This window comes from Pseudomonas sp. CFBP 13602, assembly GCF_014842725.1.
Classification (GTDB): domain Bacteria; phylum Pseudomonadota; class Gammaproteobacteria; order Pseudomonadales; family Pseudomonadaceae; genus Aquipseudomonas; species Aquipseudomonas baltica.
The window spans coordinates 409,161-435,942 of record NZ_JACYVT010000001.1 but is presented as its reverse complement, the minus strand read 5'-3'; the positions used below and the strand labels follow the sequence as shown (position 1 = coordinate 435,942).

23 protein-coding genes are annotated in these 26,782 nt (G+C 62.3%); 20 read left to right on the top strand and 3 right to left on the bottom strand.

Annotated elements, in window-relative coordinates; all coding sequences use genetic code 11:
- Window positions 1-16: 16 nt before the first annotated feature.
- From IFU31_RS01840 to IFU31_RS01785, 12 genes are all read left to right on the top strand, one after another.
- Entirely contained in the window at window positions 17-1,297 is a 1,281-nt protein-coding gene (locus tag IFU31_RS01840) for an HlyD family type I secretion periplasmic adaptor subunit (protein WP_197979569.1), read from the top strand.
- Window positions 1,294-2,712 (top strand): TolC family outer membrane protein, encoded by a 1,419-nt coding sequence (locus tag IFU31_RS01835; protein WP_342345275.1) that lies wholly within the window; start codon window positions 1,294-1,296, stop codon window positions 2,710-2,712. Before IFU31_RS01840 ends, IFU31_RS01835 begins: the two co-directional genes overlap by 4 nt.
- A gap of 297 nt (window positions 2,713-3,009) precedes the next feature.
- Window positions 3,010-4,041 (top strand): GDP-mannose 4,6-dehydratase, encoded by a 1,032-nt coding sequence (gene gmd / locus IFU31_RS01830; protein ID WP_122714154.1) that lies wholly within the window; start codon window positions 3,010-3,012, stop codon window positions 4,039-4,041.
- On the top strand, window positions 4,041-4,937 hold the full coding sequence (locus IFU31_RS01825) for a GDP-mannose 4,6-dehydratase (RefSeq protein ID WP_192102104.1): 897 nt from the start codon (window positions 4,041-4,043) through the stop codon (window positions 4,935-4,937). The genes gmd and IFU31_RS01825 overlap by 1 nt, the downstream gene beginning before the upstream one ends.
- A complete protein-coding gene (locus tag IFU31_RS01820; RefSeq protein WP_192102103.1) occupies window positions 4,938-6,083 on the top strand; it encodes a glycosyltransferase family 4 protein in 1,146 nt (381 codons plus the stop codon). It abuts the gene before it with no gap.
- Complete coding sequence (locus IFU31_RS01815; protein ID WP_192102102.1) at window positions 6,080-7,195, top strand: glycosyltransferase family 4 protein; 1,116 nt, start codon at window positions 6,080-6,082, stop codon at window positions 7,193-7,195. The genes IFU31_RS01820 and IFU31_RS01815 overlap by 4 nt, the downstream gene beginning before the upstream one ends.
- Before the next feature lie 24 nt (window positions 7,196-7,219).
- The gene (locus tag IFU31_RS01810; protein ID WP_192102101.1) at window positions 7,220-8,191 is read left to right on the top strand and encodes a UDP-glucose 4-epimerase family protein; all 972 of its coding nucleotides are present in this window, start codon (window positions 7,220-7,222) and stop codon (window positions 8,189-8,191) included.
- Window positions 8,188-9,198, top strand: coding sequence for an MraY family glycosyltransferase (locus IFU31_RS01805; RefSeq protein ID WP_192102100.1), 1,011 nt, complete (start codon window positions 8,188-8,190; stop codon window positions 9,196-9,198). Before IFU31_RS01810 ends, IFU31_RS01805 begins: the two co-directional genes overlap by 4 nt.
- A 100-nt stretch (window positions 9,199-9,298) precedes the next feature.
- Window positions 9,299-11,299, top strand: coding sequence for a polysaccharide biosynthesis protein (locus IFU31_RS01800; protein WP_192102099.1), 2,001 nt, complete (start codon window positions 9,299-9,301; stop codon window positions 11,297-11,299).
- Window positions 11,300-11,745: 446 nt separating this feature from the next.
- Window positions 11,746-12,642 (top strand): glycosyltransferase family 2 protein, encoded by an 897-nt coding sequence (locus IFU31_RS01795; protein WP_192056208.1) that lies wholly within the window; start codon window positions 11,746-11,748, stop codon window positions 12,640-12,642.
- Window positions 12,643-12,658: 16 nt separating this feature from the next.
- Window positions 12,659-13,294 carry a CatB-related O-acetyltransferase gene (locus IFU31_RS01790; protein ID WP_192102098.1) on the top strand — a complete coding sequence of 212 codons (636 nt, stop codon included), beginning with the start codon at window positions 12,659-12,661 and terminating at the stop codon, window positions 13,292-13,294.
- 169 nt (window positions 13,295-13,463) lie between these two features.
- A complete protein-coding gene (locus tag IFU31_RS01785) occupies window positions 13,464-14,354 on the top strand; it encodes a glycosyltransferase (protein WP_192102097.1) in 891 nt (296 codons plus the stop codon).
- A 327-nt stretch (window positions 14,355-14,681) separates the two neighbouring features.
- Here the strand turns inward: IFU31_RS01785 and IFU31_RS01780 are convergent, their stop codons facing one another.
- Window positions 14,682-15,887 (bottom strand): O-antigen ligase family protein, encoded by a 1,206-nt coding sequence (locus IFU31_RS01780; RefSeq protein ID WP_192047217.1) that lies wholly within the window; start codon window positions 15,885-15,887, stop codon window positions 14,682-14,684.
- A 298-nt stretch (window positions 15,888-16,185) separates the two neighbouring features.
- On the opposite strand from IFU31_RS01780, the gene IFU31_RS01775 reads away from it, so the two are divergent.
- On the top strand, window positions 16,186-16,509 hold the full coding sequence (locus tag IFU31_RS01775) for a ComEA family DNA-binding protein (protein WP_122478336.1): 324 nt from the start codon (window positions 16,186-16,188) through the stop codon (window positions 16,507-16,509).
- Window positions 16,510-16,524: 15 nt separating this feature from the next.
- Here IFU31_RS01775 and IFU31_RS01770 read toward each other — a convergent pair whose 3' ends face one another.
- On the bottom strand, window positions 16,525-17,805 hold the full coding sequence (locus tag IFU31_RS01770; protein ID WP_192102096.1) for a glycosyltransferase: 1,281 nt from the start codon (window positions 17,803-17,805) through the stop codon (window positions 16,525-16,527).
- A gap of 449 nt (window positions 17,806-18,254) precedes the next feature.
- Between IFU31_RS01770 and IFU31_RS01765 the strand changes: the two genes are divergently transcribed.
- The 7 genes from IFU31_RS01765 (at window position 18,255) to IFU31_RS01735 (ending at window position 25,673) form a co-directional block, all read left to right on the top strand.
- The gene (locus tag IFU31_RS01765) at window positions 18,255-18,716 is read left to right on the top strand and encodes a histidine kinase (protein WP_192056215.1); all 462 of its coding nucleotides are present in this window, start codon (window positions 18,255-18,257) and stop codon (window positions 18,714-18,716) included.
- A gap of 188 nt (window positions 18,717-18,904) precedes the next feature.
- A complete protein-coding gene (locus IFU31_RS01760) occupies window positions 18,905-20,200 on the top strand; it encodes an MFS transporter (RefSeq protein WP_122478330.1) in 1,296 nt (431 codons plus the stop codon).
- Window positions 20,201-20,468: 268 nt separating this feature from the next.
- A complete protein-coding gene (locus IFU31_RS01755; protein ID WP_122478327.1) occupies window positions 20,469-21,467 on the top strand; it encodes a 2-dehydro-3-deoxygalactonokinase in 999 nt (332 codons plus the stop codon).
- Window position 21,468: 1 nt separating this feature from the next.
- Window positions 21,469-22,092, top strand: coding sequence for a 2-dehydro-3-deoxy-6-phosphogalactonate aldolase (locus IFU31_RS01750; protein WP_122478325.1), 624 nt, complete (start codon window positions 21,469-21,471; stop codon window positions 22,090-22,092).
- 173 nt (window positions 22,093-22,265) lie between these two features.
- Window positions 22,266-23,414, top strand: coding sequence for a galactonate dehydratase (gene dgoD, locus IFU31_RS01745; RefSeq protein ID WP_122478323.1), 1,149 nt, complete (start codon window positions 22,266-22,268; stop codon window positions 23,412-23,414).
- Window positions 23,415-23,512: 98 nt separating this feature from the next.
- Window positions 23,513-24,823 carry an MFS transporter gene (locus tag IFU31_RS01740; protein WP_122478321.1) on the top strand — a complete coding sequence of 437 codons (1,311 nt, stop codon included), beginning with the start codon at window positions 23,513-23,515 and terminating at the stop codon, window positions 24,821-24,823.
- A 58-nt stretch (window positions 24,824-24,881) separates the two neighbouring features.
- Window positions 24,882-25,673: an IclR family transcriptional regulator gene (locus IFU31_RS01735; protein WP_192057186.1), complete on the top strand. Its 792-nt coding sequence runs from the start codon at window positions 24,882-24,884 to the stop codon at window positions 25,671-25,673.
- A 564-nt stretch (window positions 25,674-26,237) separates the two neighbouring features.
- On the opposite strand, the gene IFU31_RS01730 is transcribed toward IFU31_RS01735, so the two are convergent.
- Window positions 26,238-26,729, bottom strand: a complete 492-nt coding sequence (locus IFU31_RS01730) for an REP-associated tyrosine transposase (protein ID WP_185793475.1) — start codon at window positions 26,727-26,729, stop codon at window positions 26,238-26,240.
- Window positions 26,730-26,782 lie beyond the last annotated feature (53 nt).

The window sequence follows — 26,782 nt, the reverse complement described above, 5'->3', positions numbered from 1 at the left end:
TCACAACTTCGATGACATGCCCACGTCCGATCGCGGCATCAGGCGCATTGGCATGACTATCGTGTTTGTCACCTTTGGCATCTTCGGTACATGGGCTGCGGTAGCACCGTTGGGAAACTCAGTGCACGGCGTGGGAAATGTCACCGTGCAGAGCTATCGCAAGACCGTTCAGCATCTGGAGGGCGGTATCGTCAAGGAGCTGCTCGCCCGCGACGGTGACATGGTCAAGCAGGGTGATCCACTGATCGTGCTCGACGAAGGACAGCTGAGCAGCGAGTACGAGTCGACCCGCAATCAGTTGATCGTAGCTCGCTACAAGGAAGCGCGTTTGCGTGCAGAGCGCGACGGCTTGCAAGCCATCCCGCCCGTGGTCCTGACGGGCACGGATTCGGAGCGGGCGCAGGAAGCGCTGGCCGGTGAGCAGCAGGTGTTCAGTGCTCGACACGATTCGCGGCTGAGTGAGATTTCGGTGCAGCGCGAACGTATCAGTCAGTTGAAACAGCAAATCTTGGGTCTGCAGGACATGATCAGGACGAAGCAGAACCTGGAGAAGTCCTATAGCGGCGAGATCGTCCAGCTTAAGGATCTGCTCTCTCAAGGCTTCGTTGACAATCAGCGTTTGCTGGAACAGCAGCGCCGCTTGGACATGCTCAAGACGGAAGTGGCCGACCACCAGTCCACTATTGTGAAAACCCGCCTGCAGATCAGCGAAACGGAAATGCAGATCGTGCAGTTGAACAAGAAATTCAGCTCGGACGTGGCCAATGAGCTCTCGGGCGTGCAGGCGCAGGTGTTCGACCTGCAAGAGAAGGAGAGCGCATTGAGCGATCGCCTGTCTCGTGTAGTCATTCGGGCGCCAGAGAGTGGCATGGTGCTCGACATGAAAGTGCACACGGTAGGCGGCGTTGTCAGTGCTGCCACTCCACTGCTGGATATCGTGCCAGCGTCTGCCGAGCTCATCGTCGAGGCACACGTTGCACCGAACGATATCGACCGCCTCTCGTTGGGCAAGAAAGCCGACATCCGCTTCAGTGCGTTCAACAGCACCACCACGCCTGTGATTGAGGGCGAGGTGACGCGTATTTCGGCTGACGCCCTGAAAGACGAACGCTCGGGTGAGCCCTACTATCTGGTGCGAGTGAAGGTTTCCGATGATGGCATGAAGAAGCTCGGCGATCGCAAGTTGCAACCGGGGATGCCTGCTGAGGTGCTGATCAATGCCGGTGACCGCACCATGCTCGAGTATCTGCTCAAGCCCGCTCAGAACATGTTCGCCACGTCGATGATCGAGGAGTGACTGTGTCGCGTTTGTTACCTGGTGTGATGTTGAGCATGTTGGCGTTGCAAGCCGTTGGCGCCGAACCGCTGGTTCCCAACGATGTCCCGCCCAAGCCAGCGGTGTCGGCTTCGACCTACGCACTGGACCTGGCCGGGCTGTACCGTGAGGCGCGTCTTGAAGACCCGCGGGTGCTGGCGGCCTACGCGCGGGCGCGGTCTGCTTCCGAGCAGCAGCGCGAAGCTTTGGGCGGCTTGCTGCCGCAGTTGTCGGCGCAGAGCAATTTCAACCGGATTTTGCGCAAGGACGACGCCGCGCGGGAAATCTACGACAACAAGAGCTATTCCCTGAGCCTGACTCAATACCTCTACAACAAGACCGCTTGGGAGGGTTGGCAGAAGGCCAAGAGCGTTACGGCGCAGAAGGGCGCCCAGGCCGAAGATTCCCACGCCGAGGCCACGGTGGATCTGGCCAAGCGATACTTCATCGCGTTGGCCGCCGATGACGAGCTGGAGCTGGTGCAGGCCGAGCGGCGGGCGACTCAGAAGAACCTTGATCGGATCAACATGCTCTACGAGCGGCAGATGGCCAAGATCACCGATCAGCTCGACCTCAAAGCGCGGGTCGATGCCTTGGCGGCCCAGGAAGTGGATGCCCGCAATCAGGTGCAGGTCAGTCGTGAGGCTTTGTCCGAGATTGTCGGCCGGCGAATCGACGAGCGGTTGAGTCGGGTGCGCAACGACGTGGCGTTGCAGGCGCCGACTGTGCCGCTGGCCAATTTTGTGTCCCAGGCCATGGATGCCAACCCCTTGCTCAAGGCCTACCAGAGTGGCGCCGAGGCCGCCGATGCGGCGGTGCGCGAAGGCAAGGGCGGGCACTATCCGCAACTGAGTGTGAGCCTGAGCGCTCAGCAGAGCGACGTCGGCTACGACAATACCTTGACGCCTCGCAGCGACAGCTATGTGGCAACCCTGGGGGTGAGGGTGCCTATCTACAGCGGTGGTTCCACCTCGGCGCGGGTTCGGGGTTTGTACGATGACCAACTGGCTGCCGAGCAGGAACTTGAAGGTGTGCGCCGGCAGGTGGTGAAGGAAACGACTACTTCCTACCTTACCGCCCAGGCCAGTGTGGAAAAGATACGCGCGAACAAGAACGCATTGTCTTCGGCGCAACAGTCGAGCGTGGCGGCGCAGAAGGCGTTTGCCTATGGCGTGGTGAATGCGGTGGATGTATTGACCAGTGTGCAGAATGAGTTCAAGGCGCGCAGGGATTTGTTGAGGTCGCAGTACGACTTCATTACCAATCTGTTCATGTTGAATCGTTGGAGTGGCAAGTTGAACCAAGAGAGTGTCGACAGTGTCAACGTCTGGCTCAGCCCCGAGCCGGAACAAGGTTTGCCTGGCGGTGATGTTGCCAAGGTGAAAACCAAGCCCTGATTGATGTTGTATCGTCGATGTAACAACTCTGTAGGAGCGGTCTGTGGCCGCGAACGGAACACTGCGATACATCAGTCAGTCCTTGGTGTTCTTTTCGCGGCCACGGACCGCTCCTACGGGATGCGAGCAGCGTGCGGTCTTCGGCTCGCGCCGGTGTCGGAGGCTGGGCTGGGCTTGCGGGTATATGTATACTCCGCGCTTTGATAATTCGAGCGCCGGTGCTTTGCGCTGCCGCAAGCGTTGTTCGGTTTCTCTTTACACTGCCTAGTCGGCACTAAATGGAGTTGGTTAATTCGCATGAAAGCTATTGTCACTGGTATCACTGGTCAAGATGGCGCCTACCTGGCGGAACTGCTGCTGGAAAAGGGCTACACCGTATACGGCACTTACCGCCGTACCAGCTCCGTCAACTTCTGGCGTATCGAAGAGCTGGGTATCCAGAACAACCCTAACCTGCACCTGGTCGAGTACGACCTGACCGACCTGTCCGCCAGCATCCGTTTGCTGCAGACCACCGAAGCCACCGAGGTCTACAACCTCGCTGCGCAGAGCTTCGTTGGTGTCTCGTTCGAGCAGCCGCTGACCACCGCCGAAATCACCGGCCTGGGCGCTGTCAACCTGCTGGAAGCCATTCGCATCGTCAACCCGAAGGCGCGCTTCTACCAGGCTTCGACTTCCGAGATGTTCGGCAAGGTGCAGGCCATTCCTCAGATCGAGGAAACCCCGTTCTACCCGCGCAGCCCCTACGGTGTGGCCAAGCTGTACGCCCACTGGATGACCATCAACTACCGCGAGTCGTACGGCATCTTCGCTACCAGCGGCATCCTGTTCAACCACGAGTCGCCTCTGCGCGGCCGTGAGTTCGTGACCCGCAAGATCACCGACACCGTCGCCAAGATCAAGCTGGGCCTGCAGGAAACCCTGGAGCTGGGCAACATCGACGCCAAGCGCGATTGGGGTTTCGCCAAGGAATACGTCGAAGGTATGTGGCGCATGCTGCAGGCCGACGAGCCGGACACCTTCGTGTTGGCCACCAACCGTACCGAAACCGTGCGTGACTTCGTCACCATGGCCTTCAAGGCCGTGGACATCGAGATCAAGTGGCAGGGCGAAGCTGAATCCGAGCAGGGCCTGTGTGCCAAGACCGGCAAGGTGCTGGTTTCGGTCAATCCGAAGTTCTACCGCCCAACCGAAGTTGACCTGCTGATCGGCAACCCGGCCAAGGCCAAGGCCGTATTGGGCTGGGAACCGAAGACCTCGCTGGAAGAGCTGTGCCGGATGATGGTCGAGGCTGACCTGCGCCGCAACGAGAAAGGGTTTTCGTTCTGATGGCTAATGTCGGCAAACGCGCATTGATCACTGGTATCCAGGGTTTCACCGGCCGCTACATGGCCGCCGAGTTGCAGGCCCATGGGTATGAAGTCATCGGCTTGGGCAGTCAGCCGTCGGAGGAGCCAGGTTACTACCAGGCCGATCTGAACGATGCGCCCAGGCTCAGTGCGTTGCTGGCAGAGCTGCAGCCCGATTACGTGGTTCACCTCGCCGCACTGGCGTTCGTGGGCCATGGCGTGGCTGATGCGTTCTATCAGGTCAACCTGATTGGTACGCGCAACCTGCTCGAAGCGGTCGCCGCTTCGGGCAAGGCGCCTGAATGTGTATTGCTGGCCAGTAGCGCCAATGTGTACGGCAATGCATCCGAAGGCATGCTGGACGAAGGCACGGCCCCCGCGCCGGCCAACGATTACGCCGTCAGCAAGCTGGCCATGGAATACATGGCCAGCTTGTGGCAAAACCGCTTGCCCATTGTCGTCACCCGGCCGTTCAACTACACCGGGGTGGGGCAGGCGGACAATTTTCTGTTGCCCAAGATCGTCTCGCACTTCCGCCGCAAGGCCGGGGTGATCGAGTTGGGCAACCTCGACGTGTGGCGCGATTTCAGCGACGTACGCGCGCTGGTCGCCGCATACCGTGGGCTGCTGGAAAACAAGCCCTTGGGGCAGACCGTCAATGTCAGCTCGGGTGTCACCCATTCGCTGCGTGAAGTGATCGAGTTGTGCGAAAGCATCACCGGCCATTCCATCCGTGTGGAAGTGAACCCCGCATTCGTGCGCGCCAACGAAGTGAAGACGCTGTGCGGTGACAATACCCGCCTGCGTTCGCTGGTGGGCGACTGGCAGACCCCGCCGTTACGCGACACCCTGCAATGGATGTTGGCTGCCCAATAAATGAAGGTCGTCCTTTCCGTCGAGCCTGTGCGCTTTCCGCTGACGGGCATTGGGCGTTATACCTATGAGCTGGCGCGCCGCCTGCAGAGCAGTCCGGAAATAACCGACCTGCAGTTCTTTGCCGGGCGCAGCTTCTTGCCGGCGCTGCCGAGTGCGGCGGACGCGTCCGGCAGCGGCTACAGCCTCAAGCGAGCAGTGCAGAAGAACTTTCTGGCCATCGAGGCCTATCGTCTGCTGATGCCATTGCTCAAGGCGCGTGCCCTGAAAGGGCATGGCGATTATCTGTATCACAGCCCCAATTATTACCTGCCGCCGTTCAAGGGGCCGCGCATTGCGACCTTTCACGACTTGTCGCCGTTTACCTGGTCCCAGTGTCACGCGCCACAGCTGGCGCGCTACCTGCAGAAAGAGCTGCGGCTGACCTTGAAACGTGCGGACCGCCTGATCACCGATTCCGAATTTACCCGGCGCGAACTGGCCGCGTATTTCGATTGGCCTCTCGAGCGGATCGATACCGTGCCGCTGGCCAGTTCGCCGGAGTTTCATCCGCGCAGCGCGGCGCAAACCGCTGAAGTGCTCGGGCGCTACGGGTTGAGCCACGAAGGCTACAGCCTGTTCGCCGGCACCATCGAGCCGCGCAAGAACATCGAGACGCTGCTCACGGCCTACGAAACGCTGCCGCTGGCCACGCGCCAACGCTGGCCGTTGATCCTGGCCGGCTACCGAGGCTGGCAGAACGAGGCGATCTTTGCGCGCATCGAGTCGGCGCAGCGCCAGGGCTGGGCGCGCTATCTGGGCTTCGTGCCGGCCGAGGACTTGCCGGTGCTGTTCGCGGGCGCGCGGTTGTTTGCCTTTCCGTCGTTGTACGAGGGGTTTGGCCTGCCGGTGCTGGAGTCGATGAGTTCGGGCGTGCCGGTGGTCTGTGCCAACAACTCGTCCCTGTTGGAAGTGGCGGGCGAGGCGGCGCTGATGTGCGAGGCGATGGATATCGAAACCCTGGCGCAGCACATGGCCAAGGCGCTGGAAGACGACCCATGGCGCGCCGAGGCTCGGCAACGTGGTCTGGCCCACGCCGACGGATTCTCCTGGGACCGTTGTGCGGCGCAGACGTTGATATCCTATCGCCGCACGTTGGAAAGCCGATGATCAAGGTGCTGCACTTCTTCAAGACGTACTTCCCCGACTCCATGGGCGGTATCGAGCAGGTCATCTTTCAGTTGGCAGAGGGATGTGCCGCAGGCGGTGTGCAATCCGAAGTGTTGTACCTCAGCGAGCGCGGCGCGGCGCGTGGCGAACGGGTGGGGCACCATGTGGCCCACCGTGCCAAGCTCGATTTGCACGTGGCCTCGACCGGGTTTTCCTGGTCGGCGCTGGGCGATTTCAAGGAGTTGGCCAGCCAGGCGGATCTGATTCACTACCACTTCCCCTGGCCGTTCATGGACCTGGTGCATTTTGCCAGCCGCACCGGCAAGCCGTCGGTGGTCAGTTATCACTCCGATATCATCAAGCAGAAGACCCTGCTCAAGTTGTATCAGCCGTTGATGAATCGCTTCCTCGGGTCCATGGACCGCATCGTCGTGTCTTCACCCGACTACGCGGCCAGCAGCCCGGTGCTGCAGCGCTTCACCGAAAAGTTGTCAGTCATTCCGTTCGGCCTCGATCCCGCCACATACCCCACGCCGTCTGCCGAGCGCCTGGCGCATTGGCAGGCCCGCTTTCCCGGTAAGTTCTTTCTTTTCGTCGGCGCGCTGCGCTACTACAAGGGTCTGAACTACTTGCTCGATGCTGCCAAGGCGACCGGCTTGCCGGTGGTGATTCTTGGGGGTGGCCATCTGGAAGCTGAGCTCAAGGCCTATGCCCAGCAGCTTGAAGTGAGCAATGTGCATTTTCTCGGCGGCTTGCCCGATGAAGACAAGGCGGCGCTGCTGACCCTGTGCCACGCCTTCGTGTTTCCGTCGCACCTGCGTTCCGAGTCGTTCGGCATTTCGCTGCTTGAAGGCGCCATGTATGGCAAGCCGATGATTTCGTGCGACATCGGCAGCGGCATGAGCTACATCAACCGGGCCGGTGAAACCGGGCTGGTGATTCCCCCGCGCGATCCCCAGGCGCTGGCGGCGGCCATGCAGACACTGTGGAACGATGAAGCCCTAGCCAGTGCCATGGGCGCCGCCGCGGCGCGTCGCTTCCAGCAGGTGTTCACCGCGCAGGGGATGGCGGACAGTTATGTGCAGTTGTATCACGACGTATTGCAGCGTTAATCCATTCGACCAAGGTGCTCGCCCATGATCTCGAAAGCTGTTTTGGTAACTGGCGCGTCGGGTTTTGTCGGTGCCGCCGTCGCGGCTCGGCTGGTGCGGCTGGGCTGCCCGATCACCCGCGCCGCCGTGCGCCGCGCCTACACAAAACTGCCCATTGGGGTGGAAGGCTGCGTGGTGCCCACGCTGGCCGCCGACACCGACTGGACCAGCGCGCTCGCCGGCATTGACAGTGTGGTGCACGCCGCTGCGCGTGTGCACGTGATGCGCGAGTCGCACGCCGATCCCTTGGCCGAATTTCGCCGGGTGAATGTCGAAGGCACGCTGAACCTTGCCCGCCAGGCGGCGCAGGCCGGGGTGCGGCGCTTTGTTTTCATCAGTTCGATCAAGGTCAATGGCGAGGCCACCGAGCCGGGGCAGCCGTTTCGTGCCGACGACGAGCCGTCTCCGCGTGATGCCTACGGCATTTCTAAGCTTGAAGCGGAAGTGGGCTTGCGAGCATTGGCAGCAAGCACCGGCATGGAGGTGGTGATCATTCGCCCGGTGCTGGTGTACGGGCCAGGCGTGCGCGCGAATTTCCAGACGCTGCTGCGTCTGGTGAGCAGTGGTGTGCCGCTGCCTTTCGGCAAGACCAACAACCGTCGCAGCCTGGTGGCGCTGGACAATCTGGCGGATCTGGTGTGCACCTGCCTGGAACATCCGGCTGCGTCGAATCAAACCTTTCTGGTCAGTGATGGCGAGCCGGTGTCCACTGCGAACCTGGTGCGCGCCATGGCCGCGGCGATGGGCAAGCAGCCGCGGCTGCTCGATGTGCCATTGCCGTGGATGAGCCGCGTGGCGAATGCCTTGGGGCAGGGTGCAGTGACGCAACGGCTGTTTGATTCCCTGGAAGTCGACATCGACAAGAATCGCCAATTGCTGGGCTGGCAGCCGCCCACCTCCATGGCCGACGCGCTGGCCGCCACGGCGCGGCCCTACGTGGCAGCGCGCCGTCGATGAGCCTGCTGGTATGGCTGCTGGTCGTGCTGGTGCTTGCCTATGGGCTGACCTTCGCTTTGCGTCGCTACGCGCTGGCGCGCAGCCTGATGGACGTGCCCAACGCGCGCAGTTCCCACACGGTGCCGACCCCGCGCGGCGGTGGCGTGGCGATCGTACTGGTGTTCCTGGCCGCCATCAGCGGGCTGGCGCTTTGGGGGATGCTCGAAAGCCGTGTCTGGCTGGCCCTGTTCAGCAGTGGGGCGCTGGTGGCCGTGGTGGGTTTTCTCGATGATCACAATCACATCGCTGCACGTTGGCGCCTGCTCGGGCATTTCGCAGCGGGCGGCTGGGCCCTGCTGTGCCTGGGCGGCATGCCTGGCGTGATCGGTGCGATCGACGGGCTTGCCGCGTTGTGGTGGTTATTCGGCCTGTTGTACCTGGTGTGGATGCTCAACCTCTACAACTTCATGGACGGCATCGACGGTATCGCCAGTGTCGAGGCCATCTGCGTGTGTGCCGGGGCCTGTTTGATCTATGCGCTTGGCGGGCATGCACAGCTGATGTGGCTGCCGGCCGTGCTGGCGGCGGCGGTGTCGGGCTTTCTGCTGTGGAACTGGCCGCCGGCGAAGATCTTCATGGGCGATGCGGGCAGCGGTTTTCTTGGGCTGGTGCTGGCGGTGCTGTCGGTTCAGGCAGCGTGGATCGAGCCGGCTTACTTCTGGGGGTGGGTGATCCTTCTGGGTGTGTTCATCGTCGATGCCACGTTCACCTTGCTGCGGCGTTTGCTGCGGGGCGACAAGGTCTATCAGGCTCATCGAAGCCACGCCTATCAGTACGCCTCGCGGGTCTACGAGCGTCATCTGCCGGTGACCCTGGCGACGGCGTCGATCACGCTGGGCTGGCTGTTACCCTGGGCCATTGCCGTGACGGTTTTCGGTCTGAGCCCCGTTCTAGGCACCTTTATTGCGTACATCCCTTTGTTGTGGCTGGCTTTTCGTTATCATGCGGGGGAATTGGAACGCGCATGAAATTGCGTTCGCTCACTGGTGCATTCGGCTGATCGCACTTAAGGTTACGTAGTTGCTACAACCGACCGTCACGGTCTGGGGCCATACGGGTCGAATACTGATGGATAGAATACGTACACGCTTGCTGGGTTTGCCACGTCGCCAGAAGCGTATGTTGCAAGTGGTCGCGGACATCGTGCTGGTCTGGGTCGCGCTGTGGATGGCCTTTCTGGTGCGCCTGGGCATCGAGGACATGTACAACCCGATCCGCGAGCACGAATGGTTGTTCGTGGCCGCGCCGTTCGTGGCCATACCGCTGTTCATTCGTTTCGGCATGTATCGCGCGGTGATGCGCTACTTCGGCAACGATGCACTGGTGGCCATCGTCAAGGCGGTCAGCCTGTCGGCGCTGATCCTGGCGGTGGTGGTGTATTGGTACAGCAACCACCAGACGGTGGTGCCGCGCTCGATCATCTTCAATTATTGGTGGATCAGCCTGGTCATCATCGGCGGCCTGCGCCTGGCCATGCGCCAATACTTCATGGGCGACTGGTTCAACGCCGTGCACAACGTGCCGTTCGCCGGGCGTGACGACCGCTTGACCAAGGTGGCGGTGTACGGTGCCGGTGTTGCAGGCAACCAGCTGGTTGCCGCACTGCGCATGGGCCGGGTGATGCGTCCGGTGGCGTTCATCGACGACGACCCGAGCATATCCGACCGGGTGATTGCCGGCATTCAGGTGTTCAAGCCCAAGCATATCCAGCGAATGATCGATCTGACCGGCGCCGAGGAGCTGTTGCTGGCGCTGCCGTCGACGTCGCGCTCGCGGCGTCGCGAAATTCTCAGTTTCCTCGAAGGCTTTCCGCTGCACGTGCGCAGTGTGCCCAACTTCACCGCGCTGGCCAGTGGTGAGGTGAAGGTCGACGACATTCAGGAAGTCGACATTGCCGACCTGCTCGGGCGCGATTCGGTGCCTGCGCAGGATGACCTGCTGGAGCACTGCATTGCTGGCAAGTCGGTGCTGGTGACCGGGGCAGGGGGGTCGATCGGCTCCGAGCTCTGCCGTCAGATTCTTGGCCTTGAGCCGGCGCTGCTGATTCTCCTGGATCATGGCGAATTCAATCTGTACACCATCAGCGGCGAGCTGGAGCAGCGTGCTGCCCGTGAAGGGTTGCACGTGCAGATGCTGCCGACCCTGGGCACGGTGCGCGACCAGGCCAAGCTGCTCGAGGTGATGACCACCTGGAAGGTGGATACGGTGTACCACGCGGCGGCCTACAAGCATGTGCCGATGGTGGAACACAACATTGCCGAGGGTGTACGCAACAACGTGCTGGGTACGCTGAACTGCGCCCAGGCGGCGTTGCAGGCGGGGGTGGCCAACTTCGTGTTGATCTCCACCGACAAGGCGGTGCGCCCCACCAATGTGATGGGCAGCACCAAGCGCCTGGCGGAGATGACCCTGCAGGCGCTGAGCCGTGAAGTGGCGCCGGTGTTGTTCGGCGACCCGGCCAACGTGGCGCGGGTGAACAAGACACGCTTCACCATGGTGCGCTTCGGCAATGTGCTCGGCTCGTCGGGGTCGGTGATTCCGTTGTTTCACAAGCAGATCAAGTCGGGCGGGCCGGTGACGGTGACCCATCCGAACATCACCCGCTATTTCATGACCATTCCGGAGGCTGCGCAGTTGGTCATCCAAGCGGGGTCGATGGGGCGCGGCGGTGAAGTGTTCGTGCTGGATATGGGCGAGCCGGTGAAGATCATCGACCTGGCGCAGAAGATGATTCACTTGTCGGGCTTGAGCATTCGGTCCGAGCAGAATCCCCAGGGGGATATCGGCATCGAGTTCACTGGGCTGCGGCCGGGTGAGAAGCTGTATGAGGAATTGCTGATCGGCAACAACGTGGTGGCTACCCGTCATCCGATGATCATGAGCGCCCATGAGGATCATTTGCCATGGGAAGCCCTCAAGGGCGAGCTGACCGGTTTGCTGCGGGCACTGGATGACACGGATTTCGACCGGGTCCGCGAGATATTGCAGAAAGCCGTGAGCGGCTACGCGCCCGAAGGCGAGATCGTCGATTGGCTGCACATCCAACAGCACCGCGGCACCCCCGACTGATCCGGCGTCTTGCAAACTCGCTCCCCCGTAGGAGCGGCCAGTGGCCGCGAAGGCCGCCCCGCATTTCGCCTGACCCACCGCGCGGACCTTTTCGCGGCCGATGACCGCTCCTACGGTGGGTTGCCCGATCTGCCGACACCCCGTAGGAGCGGCCAGTGGCCGCGAAGACCGCCCCGCATTTCGCCTGACCCACCGCGCGGACCTTTTCGCGGCCAATGACCGCTCCTACGGAGGGTTGCCCGATCTGCCGACACCCCGTAGGAGCGGCCAGTGGCCGCGAAGGCCGCCCCGCATTTCGCCTGACCCACCACGCGGACCTTTTCGCGGCCAATGACCGCTCCTACGGTGGGGGGGCATGGATTGGTCGACAATCGGGTACGGATCGCCCATCATGCAGCGCTGCCGATATCAGGCCGTACATACCCGAATTAGTCGTTGCCCATAAAATGACCGACATACTTTCCGAACCTGCCGTTCGAGCCGACGTAGCGGATTTGCCCCTCGTTTCGATCGTGGCGCCGTGCTACAACGCTGAAAATTTCCTCGAAGAAGCGTTGGCCAGCATCTTCGCCCAGGACTATCCGAATTTCGAAGTGATCATCGTCGACGACGGTTCCAGTGACCGCAGCATCGAGATGCTCACCGCGCTGCAGGCGACCTACGACTTCCAGTTGCTGCGGCAAACCAACCAGGGTGTCAGCGCCGCGCTGAATTTCGGCCTGCAGCACGCCCGCGGCAAATACGTATCCACGCCGGATCTGGACGACATCATGCTCGCCCACTCTCTGCGCGTACGTGTCGATTACCTGGAGCAGAACCCTGAAGTCGGCGCGGTAGGTGCATTGATCACCTACATGGACACCCAGGGCAACGCCCTCAAGGACCAGACACACACGCGCATCCGCCGCATGGATTTCGCCGACATCCTCGCCAATGCCCGGGTCTGCGGCGCGCCAGTGTCGTTGTACCGCATGGACGTGCTGCGCAAGGCCAAGTTCTACGACCCGGCGATCAAGGTCCAGGATTTCCAGATCACCCTGCGCATTGCCGAACAGGGCGTCGAGATCCATATGCTGCCGGTGATCGTGACCCGCTACCGGCGCCATCCGCACAACTTGTCGCGCCGCTACAAGACCTTGTTCGAAGCCGACATGCGCGCCATCGAGCCCTATCGCGGGCACCCCGGCTATGAGCGCGGCCGCGCCAAACTGGTCAACAAGGCGTTGAAATACGCGGTGGTGGAAGACAAGAAGGATGCGCTGCGACTGCTGCGCTCCATCCCGCTCAAGCTATGGGATCGCACCACGTTTCGCCGTCTCAAGCGTCTGGTGCTGCATTGGTAAGTAAGGAAGTGCGTCGATGAAGTGGTGGGACCGGTTGAAGAAAAGGAAGGTTCGCAAGCACCTCGGGCAGTTCGAGAAGCTGTTTCGCGGGCCCGAGCGAATCCGCATGCGCTACCCCCAGTATGCAATCGGGGTGGGCACCTACGGCATTCCCGACGTGCAGGAGTTCGGTGACGACACCACCTTGAAGGTCGGCAACTACACCTCGATCGCCGAAGGCGTGAAGATTCTGCTCGGCGGTGGCCACCGCACCGATTGGGTGTCGTGCTTTCCGTTTCCGTTGATCATCGACGAGGTCAAGGACGTGCCGGGCGCGGCGCCTACCAAAGGCGACGTGATCATCGGCAGCGACTGCTGGCTGTGCGCCAATGTGTTGATTCTGTCCGGTGTGACGGTTGGCCATGGTGCAGTGGTTGCAGCCGGCGCGGTGGTGACCAAGGACATACCGCCCTATGCCGTGGTGGGCGGCAACCCGTGTCGGTTCATCAAGTGGCGTTTCGAAGAACGCGTGCGGGACGCCTTGCTGGCGTCGGCGTGGTGGGACTGGCCTGTTGCCGAAGTCAAAGCCGTGGCCCACCTGCTGTGCAGCGACGACCTCGAGGCGTTTCTGACCTATGCCCGCAATCGCCAGCCAACAGCCGTGGCTGGATGAAGTGGTTGGAAGTGTCACGCGCTTGCCAGCGTTGCAAGCAAGGCCTGACCTCCATTGAGGTCACGCATTGTTACAATGCGAATGGCCCTGGCGATTGGCTCGGCCGCTCGTCGTACCTAGAGTGCCTACCTTCGCGTAGGCACGGCATCACTTTTTCAGAGCAGCGAATATGAACACGTCCACCTCCGACAATCGAAAGCAGCCCCTGGTGTCGGTGATCATCGCCTCGTACAACCATGCGCCGTATATCGAGGCCTCGATCGGCAGCGTGCTGGCGCAGACCTACGCCAACATCGAGTTGCTGGTGGTGGACGATGGTTCGACCGATGGCAGCGTTGAGCTGCTGCGCAAGCTCAGTGCCGAGCATGGTTTCGATCTGCGCGTGCAGGAGAACAAGGGGCTGTCGCGGACGCTGAACGAGTCGGTGGCCCGTTGCCAGGGCAGCCTGGTGGTGCCGTTCGGATCGGACGACGTGATGTTCGCCCATCGTATCGCCACCCAAGTGGCGTACATGGAAGACAAGCCCGAGGTGGGTATCTGCTCGGCCAATACCGAGATCATTGATGCGACCGGCAAGGTGATGTGCGAGCGTGAACAGCGCAAGCGCAACGAGCCGTTCCGCCGGCTGGATTTCGACGACATGTTCATGGACCGCAAGCCGGGGCCGACTGCCGCCACGCTGATGTTCCGTCGCGAGGCGCTGGAGAAGGTGGGTGGATTCGATCCGGAGATTCGCCTTGAGGATGTCTATATCGAGTTGGCAGTGACCCGCGCGGGTTATTTCATCGATGTACTGGGTGAGCCCCTGGCGCAGTACCGCAAGCATGCGACCAACACCTACAAGAATGGCCGCTTCATGGTCGAGAACGTGCTCAAGACCTACGCCGTGTACCGCGAGCACCCGGCGTACGAGCAGGTGCGCTGGCGTTTTCTCAATTCGATGTTCCTGAAGTATGCGCGCAAGGACAAGGGCCTGAGCAGAGAGCTGCTGGGCATGATTCCGCTCAGGGCCTGGAACAGGAAGACCCTGCGCGGCATGCTCCGTATGGTGTTCAGCTGAAATCCGCGTAGACGTTTTCGCGGCCGATGACCGCTCCTACGGGACGTCGGATTCTCCGTAGGAGCGGTCCGTGGCCGCGAAGGGCGCACCGCAGTGCATCAGGCAATACGCGTAACCCTTTTCGCGGCCGATGACCGCTCCTACGGGGCGTCGGATTCTCCGTAGGAGCGGCCCGTGGCCGCGAAAGGCGCGCTGCGTTACAGCAGGCAATCCGCGTAGACGTTTTCGCGGCCGATGACCGCTCCTACGGGACGTCGGATTCTGCGTAGGAGCGGCCCGTGGCCGCGAAAGGCGCACTGCGTTGCATCAGGCAATCCGTAATGTCACTCAAACGGCCTTGGCAGGGCGGCTGAGGCGGTTGCCCCAGTGGCATAGCCATTGCGCATACACCAGCGCCATCGGAATCCAGATCAGGAACCAGTGCTCCTTGGGGCGGGACATGAAGGCGCTGCCTTCGGTCAGCCCCGACGCAAACCCGAACACCAGCCAGGTTGCGGCCAACACCACCTGCGGTTCCCGCCGATTCATCCAGCAGAAGCGCATGGCCAGACCATACAGCACCATCCACAGACTCAGCCCTGCAACGCCGCCGATGTACAGCACGCCCAGTTCGATATTGTGCGGGTCGGCCAAGGTGTACGGCAGGCCAGGTATGACGATGGTCATCTCCGAATCGTAGCCGCGCCCCAACCACGGGTTCTCGCCGATCTGACGCAGTGACTCCATCCAGATTTCCGGCCGGTACGACGCCCCGCGCGAGGTCAGCACATCGGGCATTACCACGTACAGCGCTGCGATCCCCAGCAGTGCAATGGCAATTGCCAGCCCGCCGCGTTTCTTGTTTCCCGCCGCCATCAGCCACAGCAATGCCGCCGCCATGCCGATGATCGGCGTCCGCGAACCCGTGGCGATCAAGGTTACGCCCAGTACCGCCAGGCACCCCAGCGCCAACGGGTTCCACGGATTGCGTCCGATGTACCAGGTGGCTAGCCAGACACTGGCAAAGGCGCCGAACACATGGGCGCTGAGCAGAGGGTTGTAGAGCGCGCCATACCCATCCAGACGGCTGCCCAGGGACGCGCCTTGCACGCCATAGAAATAGATCAACGACAAACCCGCCGCTGCCGTGGCGATCACTGCCGCTGCACGGGTGAGTTGCGCCAGTCGCGCGGGCACCTTCAGCGCGATCAGGCCAGCCGAGAGCAGCACCATGGCGATGTAGAGCGGCCGCTTGAACAGCGAGCCGAAGTCTTCGCCGTCTGCGGCCCAACTGACACTGAGCAGGATGTAGGCGCTGAAGGCCACGAAGGCAAGGAACATCGGGTTGCGCACCAGCGCCTTGAACGGACCCGGCTGCAATGCCAGGGCGAGCAGGGTGGGCACCGCCAGGAAGATGTAGAACAGCTTGTGATACAGAGAGCGATCCCATGCCCAGAACATGCCGGTCATGATGACCAACCAGCCGATGGGGAGCACATAGGCGTTCAGCACGTGCACCGTACGCTCGCGCACGGAAGTACTCTGGGATTGCATGAGAGGTTGTCTGTCCATAGGCCTTGGCAGTGAAGTGTTTGGGGGCGGGTGGATTGTACGTGGATGTGACTTTGCATCAACACAGAAGGTCCGAACGCCGAAAAATCCTACGGGCTGGTGCAGCTCACATACCTACTTACACATGCCCTCAATCCGTCAGGCGCCCGCGCAGGCCGGGGCAGGGCCGGTGCGACACGTCGTGCAACAGGGTGGCACTGGAACATCTGCGATGCGGGGCTAGGGTTGGCAGGCGGCTCGGGAATGCCGCACTTCTCATTCAAGTCATGGAGCATAAGCAATGCGCAAGATCCTCCTTCCTGCACTGGCGCTGGCATTCTTCGCCAGCACCGCGGTGCCCATTCTAAGCTCGCCAGTTATGGCCGCGCCTGCCGCCTCGGTATCGGTTGCCCATCCGGGGCTGCCGGGCAGGGTCAACCTCAATACGGCCGACGCTGAAACCCTCAAGAAGGAACTCTCCGGGGTCGGCCTGACCAAGGCGACCGCCATCGTCAAGCACCGACAGACCTACGGGCCATTCGACTCGGTGGAAGAACTGCTGGAGGTTACGGGTATCGGCAAGGCTTTGCTGGATCGCAACCGCGACAAGCTGGTCGTCAATTGACGATCGGTCACAGGCTCAGCTGGAGCTGACCAGACGCAGTTTGAACCGGTCGGGAATCACCGCCTCGACGATATCGGCAGCCCGCTGTGTGCCGCCCATCAGGTGGATGGCATCGGCCAGGTTCTCCAGGTCGGGCCATTGGTTCTCCAGCAGATGACGCATGTGTTCCGCCAACTCCCGGCTGCTGCAATGCCGGCTGGCGTGCACGCCGGAACCGCTGTAGGCCACCCGCGCCGCAACGCCTGGCTGGTCGGCGGCGATGGGCAAGGCCAGGATCGGCGTTTCTGCCACGACGGCTTCGAGCACGATGTCGAGGTCGCCGTGGGTCACCAGCACGTCGGCATACTGCAACAGCATGGGCTGGTCGGCAAAATCCGTGACCCAGGTTGCGCCGTGTCGCAGCAGTTGATCGCTTTGCCGATGACTCAGCCCACCGCAATGCATGACCAGCAGTTGGGCATCGAGCAACTTGCAGGCCTGGGCAATGCGTTTGAACAGGCTCATGCGGTTGCCGTGGAGCCGGCCCAAGGTTGCGAAGACGAAAGGCCGAGCATTGTCCAACGTGTAGGGCAGGTGGTTGGTCTCATCGGACACCCGGCGCAGGGGGCCGACCTCATGGAACCATGGCGGCAGGTTGGGCCGCGGAAAGTCGAACTCCAGCACCGTTTGGCTGATTTGCGCGAGCGGCGACAGGCATTGATGCAGGCCCTCGCGGACGCTCAGCCCAAGTGCGGCGGACTGACGGGCAATGGCTTTGCGCAATGGCTTCATGACCCAGTCATGCCGGCGCTCGGCGCGCGCATACCGCTCGATGGCGTCTTCGCCGCGCTCGTAGGGGTAGGGCAATACGGCCAACGGTACGGTTATGTCCTCGCGGTTGACCGGCAATGCGCAGGCGACGGACACGAACGGCAGGCCAAGCGACTCTGCCACCAGCCCGCCCGCTGCTTCCATCTGGTCGCACAGCACGGCGTCGATGCGTTCTTCGCGCAGAGCGTTGGGCAACTCTTCACAGAGCATCTGCGTGACTTGCGCCATATCGGCATAGGTACGCCGCTGGCCAAGCAAAGTGTCGACATTGGCTGCCAGTGCAAGGCTTTTCGCCAGGCTTCCGGCAGGAAAGCGTTCCTGGCCGACGCTGCGGAATTTGACCCTGTTGCAATGCAATAGATGACGTGCGTCGGGTTGGTGGAAGAACGTGACGCTGTGTCCGCGGTCGATCAGCTCCATTGCCAGGTTTTCAAGCGGTTGAAAGTGGCTCGGCAGGGGTGGAGCGATGATGGCAAAGCGGATCATTGTCGACTCCCGCGCGTTCAGGTGAACACAATGCGTCAGGTCCTCTCTCAACGGCAAGCGGGGCCTGCCGTACGCTGATGCAGCTAGCGTGAATCAGGGGAGGGTTCGAAGCTATGAGCGCAGGTCCTTGCCGCTCGTTCCGTGTTGTCACCGGAAATGTATCTGGAAACGGCGCTAACCGTCGGAAATATGCTGGGTAAACTTTAAGTAATAAAGAATTAAAGCATTACAAAACATCAGCTTGCAGACAATCTCAAATGTAGTTTGTGATTTATCGTCAAACGCTCGACGTTTTCCGTTTCGAACTGTCGTTTGGGAGAGTAAGCTTGCCGGCGGGCCACCCCCTGGGGGTGATGATCATTGGAAGCCGCGGGTTGAATTGCACCCGCTGTAGTGGCTTGGCGAGGCGGGTAAGGGATCGTCCTGCGCCGACGCCTGGGAAGTGGATGATGGCTGACAAGAGATTGCGGATTCTGATTGCCGACGAGTTGGACCAGCAGGCGGTGCAGATCGAACGAACGCTCAACAACCTGGGCTACTTCAGGGTGGTGCCGGTGGGTTCGCTCGACGAACTGCTGACCATGGTGCAAAGCGCTTACGAGCCTTTCGATCTGTTGATTGCCAACACTGACATGGCTGTGCGGTCGGGTGTCGATCTGCCGCGGTTCTGCAAGAACAGTGAGCACGTTCGCCATGCGTTGCTGTATGAGAGCCAGAAGCGGATCGAAACCGAACTGGCCGACCCTGGCGGTGAGCGGTTGAGCACCAGCGTCACGCAGCTGCCGGACCGCGACGCGCTGCAGACCTTCATGGCCATTGTCGAATCGCCCAAGGCGCCGCCGGAGCATCGCGTTCGCGTGATCGGCGATGGCATCCGCGTACGCAAGTCGCTCAGCTCACCGCCGCTGTAGGAGCCCTCGGGGTCCGCCAACCGGGCATTGCGGTGTATCTGCCAGTCTGCGGCGTTCCTTTCGCGGCCGATGACCGCTCCTACGGGATAGGCACCTCATAGCGCCTGCCACGCCTGACGGTTTTTGCTATCCTGCGCGCCTTTGACAGGCGCGAGGATACGCGCCGTCGGCCACCAGCGGACTTGCCCATGCCTGCCGATAGCTCTGCCCAGCCATTGCTGCTCAACCGCAGCGACCACAAGACCCTCGGTCTGGCGGCCCTCGGTGGCGCGCTGGAAATCTACGATTTCATCATCTTCGTATTCTTCGCCCTGACCCTCAGCCAGCTGTTCTTCCCGCCGCAGATGCCCGAGTGGCTGCGCCTGTTGCAGAGCTTCGGTATCTTCGTGACCGGCTATCTGGCCCGCCCGTTGGGCGGCATCCTGATGGCGCATTTCGCCGATCGTCTGGGGCGCAAGCGTGTGTTCAGCCTGAGCATCCTGATGATGGCGGTGCCCTGCCTGCTGATCGGCATGATGCCCACCTATGCGCAGATCGGTTACTTCGCGCCGCTGCTGCTGCTGGCCCTGCGCATTCTGCAGGGCGCTGCCGTCGGGGGCGAGGTGCCCAGCGCCTGGGTGTTCGTGGCCGAGCACGTGCCGCTGAGAAGACGCGGCTATGCCTTGGGGTTTCTCCAGGCGGGGCTGACCTTTGGCTATCTGCTCGGCGCATTGACTGCCACTGTGCTGGCGCGGGTGTACACCCCGCAGGAAATCCTCGATTGGGCGTGGCGTTTGCCCTTCCTGCTGGGCGGCGTATTTGGCGTGGTCGGTGTGTGGCTGCGCCGACTGCTCAGCGAAACACCGGTGTTTCTGGCCATGCGCGCGCGCAGTGAGCAGGTCAGCGAATTCTCCCTGCGTACCGTGCTGCGTGAGCACCGCGCTTCGCTGATCCCTGCGGTATTGCTGACGTGTGTGCTGACTTCGGCGGTGGTGGTGCTGGTGGTGATCACGCCGACGGTGATGCAGCAGCGCTTTGGCCTGGATGCACGGCACACCTTTGCGCTGAGTAGCCTGGGTATCGTCTTCCTCAACGTTGGCTGCGTGTTGGCTGGCCTGCTGGTCGATCGCATCGGCGCCTGGCGTGCGCTGGTCCTTTATAGCGTGCTGCTGCCGCTGGGCATCACCGCGCTCTATGCCAGCCTGGTTGCCGGGGTCGGCAGTCTTGCCGTGGCCTATGCGCTGGCTGGTCTGGGGTGTGGAGTGGTGGGTGTGGTGCCGTCGCTGATGGTCGGCCTGTTTCCCGCCAAGGTGCGTGTATCGGGCATTTCGTTTACCTACAACATCGCGTATGCGCTGTGGGCGAGTACCACGCCGCTGCTGCTGATCGCCTTGATGCCGTGGAGCCCGTGGGTCTGTGTGGGCTATTGCGTGGTGATGGGTGCGGTCGGTGTCGGCACCGCCTGGCTCTTCGGCAGACGCCGACCTCTTCAGGCCTACGCCTGACCTCAAACGAACCGGCCACCAGGCCGGTTTTTTTATGCCTCGATCCCGGTTCCCATGTGGAGCGGGCTCTGCCCGCGAATGAGGCGCTGCGGTCTGACAGATACACGGCGGGGCATTCTTCGCGGGCAGAGCCCGCTCCCACAGGAATGATGTGAATAATTCCCTATATGTGGGATTGATAATTATATATTGAGATTATCGTTCAAATGGATTTATAGTCGGCCATCACACACCGCCACTCACTACCAAAAACAAACAAGGTGAAGCGATGCAGCCGCAACTCGTTGCACTCGATTGGGGAACCAGTTCCCTGCGAGCCTATCTGCTCGGCCCTGATGGCCACGTACTCGACCAGCGTTCGCTGGATCGGGGCATCATGCAGTTGTCCAACACCCCCCGTAGCATTTGCGGCGAACAGACCAGCGATGGTTTCGAGCTGACCTTCGATGAAGCCTGCGGCGACTGGCTCGACGCTTTTCCTGACGTTGCCGTGATCGCCTGCGGCATGGTCGGCAGCGCCCAGGGTTGGCACGAGGTGCCGTATTGCCAGAGCCCGGCGCAGGCCGCCGATGTCGCAGCCGGCATGGCTCGCGTGCGTACCCTCAGGGGTATCTGCGTGCATCTGGTGCCCGGCGTGCTGCAACGTTCGGCACTGCCCAACGTCATGCGCGGCGAGGAAACCCAGATCTTCGGCCTGCTGCAGTCGCTGCCTTCGGGTGAGCGCGACCAGACCTTGCTGATCGGCCTGCCTGGCAGCCATTCGAAGTGGGCGAGGGTGGTCGAGCAGCGCATCGAGCATTTCGACACCTTCATGACCGGCGAGCTGTTCGCCGCAGCCAGTGCCCACACCATTCTCGGCCGCACGCAGAAGCGCAGTGCGTCGTTCGACAGCGCGGCGTTCGAGCGCGGTGTAGCCGTGGCGATGTCGCGCGAGGGCAGCATCGGCGTGCTGTCGACCATGTTCAGCGCGCGCAGCCTTGGCCTCACCGGCCAATTGGCGAGCAGTGAACAAGCGGACTATCTGTCTGGCCTGATGATTGGCCACGAGCTGCGCGCCCTGGCCGAAATGCTGCGTCAGCGCAGCGGGCAGGAATCGCTGCCGGCTGTGGTCCTGATCGGCAGCAGTGCGTTGTGCCAGCGCTATCGGCAGGCATTGGCCTTGTGTGGCTTCAACAGCGTCAGCCTGGCCGAACAGGCCACCGAACGCGGTCTCTGGAGCCTGGCGCTGGCCGCCGGGCTCGTCGCTCAACAGTTCCAAGAGGTTTGACATGCTCAAGCAAGCAATGGCCCAGAACGGGCTGATCGCCATTTTGCGCGGCCTGCGCCCCGAAGAGTCGGTGGCCATCGGCGAGGTGCTGTACAGCGCCGGGTTTCGCATCATCGAGGTGCCGCTCAACTCTCCGCAGCCTTTCGACAGCATTCGGCTGTTGCGCAACAGTTTGCCCGCCGATTGCCTGATCGGTGCCGGAACGGTGCTGTCTGCCGAGCAGGTGCTTCAGGTCAAGGCGGCGGGAGGGCAACTGATCGTCATGCCGCACAGCGATCCTGCAGTGCTCAAGGCGGCCAAGGAAGCCGAGATGTTCCTGGCGCCGGGCGTGCTGACACCGACCGAAGCGTTCGCCGCGCTGGCCGCCGGTGCCGACGTGTTGAAACTGTTCCCGGCCGAGTCGCTGACGCCGGCCGTGGTCAAGGCGCTGTTGGCGGTGCTGCCCAAAGGGACGGCGCTGGTACCGGTGGGAGGCATCAGCCCGGACAACATGCAGCCGTTTCTCGACGCCGGCGTTGCCGGGTTTGGCCTGGGTTCGGGCCTGTTCAAGCCAGGCATGACGGTGCAGCAGGTGGCTGATAACGCAAAGGCGTACGTCCAGGCCTGGCAGTCGCTGAAAGGTTGACACGCTGTGCGCCCCTGTAGGAGCGGTCATCGGCCGCGAAGAGGGCGCCGCGCAGTGACTGATCCACCGCGTCGCCCGGTTCGCGGCCACGGACCGCTCCTACGAAATCGATACGGGCGGTAACGGCAACATTTACAGACGCTCGAGCGTCCATCGAACAAGAGAGACAACAGATGAAAATCACCAAACTCACGACCTTCATCGTTCCACCGCGCTGGTGCTTCCTCAAGGTCGAGACCGACGAGGGTGTGGTCGGCTGGGGCGAGCCCGTGGTCGAAGGCCGCGCGCACACCGTGGCTGCCGCCGTTGACGAATTATCCGACTACCTGATCGGCAAGGACCCACGCAATATCGAAGACATCTGGACCGTGCTGTACCGCGGCGGTTTCTACCGTGGCGGCGCCATCCACATGAGCGCCCTGGCCGGTATCGATCAGGCGCTGTGGGATATCAAGGGCAAGGCCCTGGGCGTTTCGGTCAGCGACCTGCTCGGCGGGCAGGTACGCGATCGGATCCGGGTGTACTCGTGGATTGGCGGCGACCGCCCGGCCGACACGGCGCGCGCGGCGAGCGAGGCGGTGGCTCGTGGTTTCACTGCGGTGAAGATGAACGGCACGGAGGAACTGCAGTTTCTCGACACGTTCGACAAGGTCGATCGCGCCCTGGCCAGCGTTGCGGCCGTGCGTGATGCGGTAGGGCCGAACGTGGGCATTGGCGTCGACTTCCATGGCCGGGTGCACAAGCCCATGGCCAAGGTGCTGATGAAGGAGCTGGACCAGTTCAAGCTGATGTTCATCGAAGAGCCGGTGTTGAGCGAGAACTACGAAGCGCTCAAGGAGCTGGCGCCGTTGACCAGTACGCCGATCGCACTCGGTGAGCGTTTGTACTCGCGTTGGGACTTCAAGCGGATTCTCAGTGAAGGCTATGTGGACATCATCCAGCCCGATGCCTCGCATGCCGGGGGCATCACCGAGACCCGCAAGATCGCCAACATGGCCGAGGCCTATGACGTAGCGCTGGCCTTGCATTGCCCGTTGGGGCCGATCGCGCTGGCGGCGTGCCTGCAGCTGGATGCGGTTTGCTACAACGCCTTCATCCAGGAGCAGAGCCTGGGCATCCACTACAACGAAAGCAACGATCTGCTCGACTATGTCACCCACCCCGAGGTGTTCGATTACGACAATGGGTTCGTGAAGATTCCGAACGGGCCGGGACTGGGAATCGAGATCAACGAGGAGTACGTGCGGGAGCGCGCAGAGATCGGCCATCGCTGGCGCAACCCGATCTGGCGCCATGCCGACGGCAGCTTCGCGGAGTGGTGATTCACCGCTGATACCGCGGCGCGGCCTTCGCGGGTAGCAAGCTCGCCGCCCGCCCTGTCGCCGCATCACCCCTCTACAAATACAATAAGAGGCACCCCATGCATACCCAATCCACTACCGCCGCGCCGGCGCTGGCGACGCCCAGCCGCAAGCGCTTTTTCATCATGGTGCTGTTGTTCATCACCGTGGTGATCAACTACCTGGACCGCAGCAACCTGTCCATCGCCGCACCGGCGCTGACCAGCGACCTGGGCATCGATCCGGTGCACGTCGGCCTGATTTTCTCGGCATTCGGCTGGACCTACGCCGCCATGCAGATCCCCGGCGGCTGGCTGGTCGACCGCGTTCCGCCACGCATCCTCTACAGCGTGGCCCTGGCGTTGTGGTCCATTGCCACCGTCATGCTCGGCTTTGCCGGCAGTTTCATCGCCCTGTTCGTGCTGCGCATGGCCGTGGGCGCGCTGGAAGCGCCGGCGTACCCGATCAACAGCCGCGTGGTGACGACCTGGTTTCCCGAGCGCGAACGTGCCACCGCCATCGGCTTCTACACCTCGGGCCAATTCGTCGGCCTGGCCTTCCTCACCCCGGTACTGGCCTGGCTGCAACACGAATTCGGCTGGCACATGGTGTTCGTCAGCACCGGTCTGGTGGGCATTGTCTGGGCAGTGATCTGGTACGCGGTGTATCGCGAGCCGCGCGATTTCAAAGGCGCCAACGCGGCCGAAATCCAGCTCATCAGCGACGGCGGCGGCTTGGTCGACATGCAGAAATCGGCGCGCCAGGCCAAGGCCGGTTTCAGCTGGACCGACCTGGGCATCGTGTTGAGCAAGCGCAAACTCTGGGGTATCTACCTGGGCCAGTATTGCCTCAACTCGACCTTGTGGTTCTTCCTGACCTGGTTCCCGACTTACCTGGTGAAATACCGCGGCATGGATTTCATCAAATCGGGCATGCTCGCCTCGTTGCCGTTCCTGGCCGCTTTTGTCGGCGTGCTGTGCTCGGGGTTCTTTTCCGACTGGCTGATCCGTCGCGGTGCCAGCATCGGCCTGGCGCGCAAGCTGCCGATCATCGGCGGCCTGCTGATCTCGACGTGCATCATCGGCGCCAACTACGTCGATTCGACCCCGCTGGTCATCGCTTGCCTGGCGCTGGCCTTTTTCGGCAACGGCCTGGCGTCGATCACCTGGTCGCTGGTTTCGACCCTGGCCCCTGCGCGGTTACTGGGGCTGACGGGCGGGGTGTTCAACTTCATCGGCAACCTGTCGGCGATCACCACACCGATCGCCATCGGCTTCCTGGCGACCGGCGACTCGTTCGCGCCCGCGATCACTTACATTGCGGTCACGGCGCTGGTCGGGGCGTTGTCCTACATTCTGCTGGTGGGCAAGGTCGAGCGGATCGAGCTTTGACCCGATTGCGAGCAGGCGAACATAATGCGCCTGCTTTTACCTGACGCGAAGGTTGACCATGCAGGACGACATGCCCCCCGCCGCACCGACCGGCACCCAGACCCTGCTCCGCGGGCTGGCAGTGATCCAGGCCGTGGCCGGCGGCGCCCGTGATCTGAAAGAGATCGCACGGCGCATCGGCACCACGCGCAGCACCACCCACCGGCTGGTCAGTTGCCTGGTGGACGAGCGCTACTTGCGGGTGCTGCCCCAGGCGGGCTATCTGCTCGGGCCGCGGCTGATCGAGCTGGGCTTCCAGGCGCGGGACGAAGTGCCACTGGTGATGTTGGCCAGCCCTTGGCTGGATGAACTGTCGGCGCGAACCGGCGATACCATTCACCTGGCGATTCGCGACGGCGACGAGGTGCTGTACCTGCACAAGACCCCAGGGCGCAATGGCCCGGAGATGCGTTCGCGGGTAGGTCATCGCATGCCGCTGGCGCGCACCGGCATCGGCAAGGCGCTGATGCTCGACGCCGAGGCGGCCGAATGGCAGAGGCTGTTCGAACGGGGGGAGGCCGTTGCGGCGGAATCCGCCCTGTGGCCCGACCACCCGCAACTCACCTGGCCCCAGTTCCAGGCCCGTATGCAAACCTATGTAACGGGCCGCTATGCGTTCGACCTGGAAGACAACGAACCATCGATTCGCTGCGTGGCTGCACCCATCCGCGATGCCAGCGGACAAATCGTGGCCGCGATCAGTGTCGCCAGTACGCTGCCTTACATGCCTGTGGAGAAGATGGAATCCCTGGTTCCTGTGGTCCAGAAAGCCGCTCACGCCATCTCCGCAGAACTCGGCGCTAGGGTGTAACCCCAGACGCTGCAGCGCTCTTTTCGCGGCCACGGACCGCTCCTACGCAGGGTTCGAGTCCGCCGTAGGAGCGGTCATCGGCCGCGAAAGGGGCGCCGCGGTGTGTCTGGGAGACTGCAGCGCTATTTTCGCGGCCACGGACCGCTCCTACGCAGGGTTCGAGGACGCCGTAGGAGCGGTCATCGGCCGCGAAGGGGCGCCGCGGTGTGTCTGGGAGACCGTAGCGCTGCGTTCGCGGCCACGGACCGCTCCTACGCAGGGTTCGAGGGCGCCGTAGGAGCGGTCATCGGCCGCGAAGGGGGCGCCGCGGTGTGTCTGGGAGACCGTAGCGCCTTTTCGCGGCCACGGACCGCTCCTACGCAAGGTTCGAGTCCGCCGTAGGAGCGGTCATCGGCCGCGAAGGGGGCGCCGCGGTGTGTCTGGAAGACCGCAGCGCTGCGTTCGCGGCCACGGACCGCTCCTACGCAGGGTTTGAGGGCGCCGTAGGAGCGGTCATCGGCCGCGAAGGGGGCGCCGCGGTGTGTCTGGAAGACTGCAGCGCCTTTTCGCGGCCACGGACCGCTCCTACGGGCGTGGGGTTGAGCTGGATGCCTGGTAACCCTGCAGCCAAATAGCATCCCACAAAGGGTAATCGCCGACCCTTTTGACCAATCCTGCGCGCAGCGGGTTGGCGACAATGTATCTGGCACTGGCGAGTAAATCCTCCTCCTGACGCAGCGCTCGGTCGTGGAAGCCTGCCTGCCACAATTGGCCTGTTCTTGCGCACCGTTCATTGATTGCCTTGCTCGAGCGCGATTTGACCTGACGCATCAGGCTTTCCAGCGATGCGTCCTCAAGTTGCATCAGCCAGTGGAGGTGATCGGGCATGACAACCCAAGCCAGCGATTGTGCCTGGTTCCAGCGCTGGGCATTCATCATCTCCCTGACTACGCACCGTCCCAGTTCGAAATCCCGGAACAGGGGCGTTCTATGTTTCACAACGGCAGTCAAAAGATAGATGCCGCCACGCTGAGAAAAGCGGCCCGTGCGTAACCTGCAATTTTTGTAGAGTGGCATGAGAGCCTCCGTCCATGGCGGAGGTTTGAATGTAGCGGGCAGTGACCAGGTGG

Bases quoted from the DNA above. Each gene is read 5' to 3' on its own strand.
- IFU31_RS01840 (WP_197979569.1), top strand. From the start codon at position 17: ATGCCCACGTCCGATCGCGGCATCAGGCGCATTGGCATGACTATCGTG.
- gmd (WP_122714154.1), top strand. From the start codon at position 3,010: ATGAAAGCTATTGTCACTGGTATCACTGGTCAAGATGGCGCCTACCTG.
- IFU31_RS01825 (WP_192102104.1), top strand. From the start codon at position 4,041: ATGGCTAATGTCGGCAAACGCGCATTGATCACTGGTATCCAGGGTTTC.
- IFU31_RS01820 (WP_192102103.1), top strand. From the start codon at position 4,938: ATGAAGGTCGTCCTTTCCGTCGAGCCTGTGCGCTTTCCGCTGACGGGC.
- IFU31_RS01815 (WP_192102102.1), top strand. From the start codon at position 6,080: ATGATCAAGGTGCTGCACTTCTTCAAGACGTACTTCCCCGACTCCATG.
- IFU31_RS01810 (WP_192102101.1), top strand. From the start codon at position 7,220: ATGATCTCGAAAGCTGTTTTGGTAACTGGCGCGTCGGGTTTTGTCGGT.
- IFU31_RS01805 (WP_192102100.1), top strand. From the start codon at position 8,188: ATGAGCCTGCTGGTATGGCTGCTGGTCGTGCTGGTGCTTGCCTATGGG.
- IFU31_RS01800 (WP_192102099.1), top strand. From the start codon at position 9,299: ATGGATAGAATACGTACACGCTTGCTGGGTTTGCCACGTCGCCAGAAG.
- IFU31_RS01795 (WP_192056208.1), top strand. From the start codon at position 11,746: ATGACCGACATACTTTCCGAACCTGCCGTTCGAGCCGACGTAGCGGAT.
- IFU31_RS01790 (WP_192102098.1), top strand. From the start codon at position 12,659: ATGAAGTGGTGGGACCGGTTGAAGAAAAGGAAGGTTCGCAAGCACCTC.
- IFU31_RS01785 (WP_192102097.1), top strand. From the start codon at position 13,464: ATGAACACGTCCACCTCCGACAATCGAAAGCAGCCCCTGGTGTCGGTG.
- IFU31_RS01780 (WP_192047217.1), bottom strand. From the start codon at position 15,887: ATGCAATCCCAGAGTACTTCCGTGCGCGAGCGTACGGTGCACGTGCTG.
- IFU31_RS01775 (WP_122478336.1), top strand. From the start codon at position 16,186: ATGCGCAAGATCCTCCTTCCTGCACTGGCGCTGGCATTCTTCGCCAGC.
- IFU31_RS01770 (WP_192102096.1), bottom strand. From the start codon at position 17,805: ATGATCCGCTTTGCCATCATCGCTCCACCCCTGCCGAGCCACTTTCAA.
- IFU31_RS01765 (WP_192056215.1), top strand. From the start codon at position 18,255: ATGGCTGACAAGAGATTGCGGATTCTGATTGCCGACGAGTTGGACCAG.
- IFU31_RS01760 (WP_122478330.1), top strand. From the start codon at position 18,905: ATGCCTGCCGATAGCTCTGCCCAGCCATTGCTGCTCAACCGCAGCGAC.
- IFU31_RS01755 (WP_122478327.1), top strand. From the start codon at position 20,469: ATGCAGCCGCAACTCGTTGCACTCGATTGGGGAACCAGTTCCCTGCGA.
- IFU31_RS01750 (WP_122478325.1), top strand. From the start codon at position 21,469: ATGCTCAAGCAAGCAATGGCCCAGAACGGGCTGATCGCCATTTTGCGC.
- dgoD (WP_122478323.1), top strand. From the start codon at position 22,266: ATGAAAATCACCAAACTCACGACCTTCATCGTTCCACCGCGCTGGTGC.
- IFU31_RS01740 (WP_122478321.1), top strand. From the start codon at position 23,513: ATGCATACCCAATCCACTACCGCCGCGCCGGCGCTGGCGACGCCCAGC.
- IFU31_RS01735 (WP_192057186.1), top strand. From the start codon at position 24,882: ATGCAGGACGACATGCCCCCCGCCGCACCGACCGGCACCCAGACCCTG.
- IFU31_RS01730 (WP_185793475.1), bottom strand. From the start codon at position 26,729: ATGCCACTCTACAAAAATTGCAGGTTACGCACGGGCCGCTTTTCTCAG.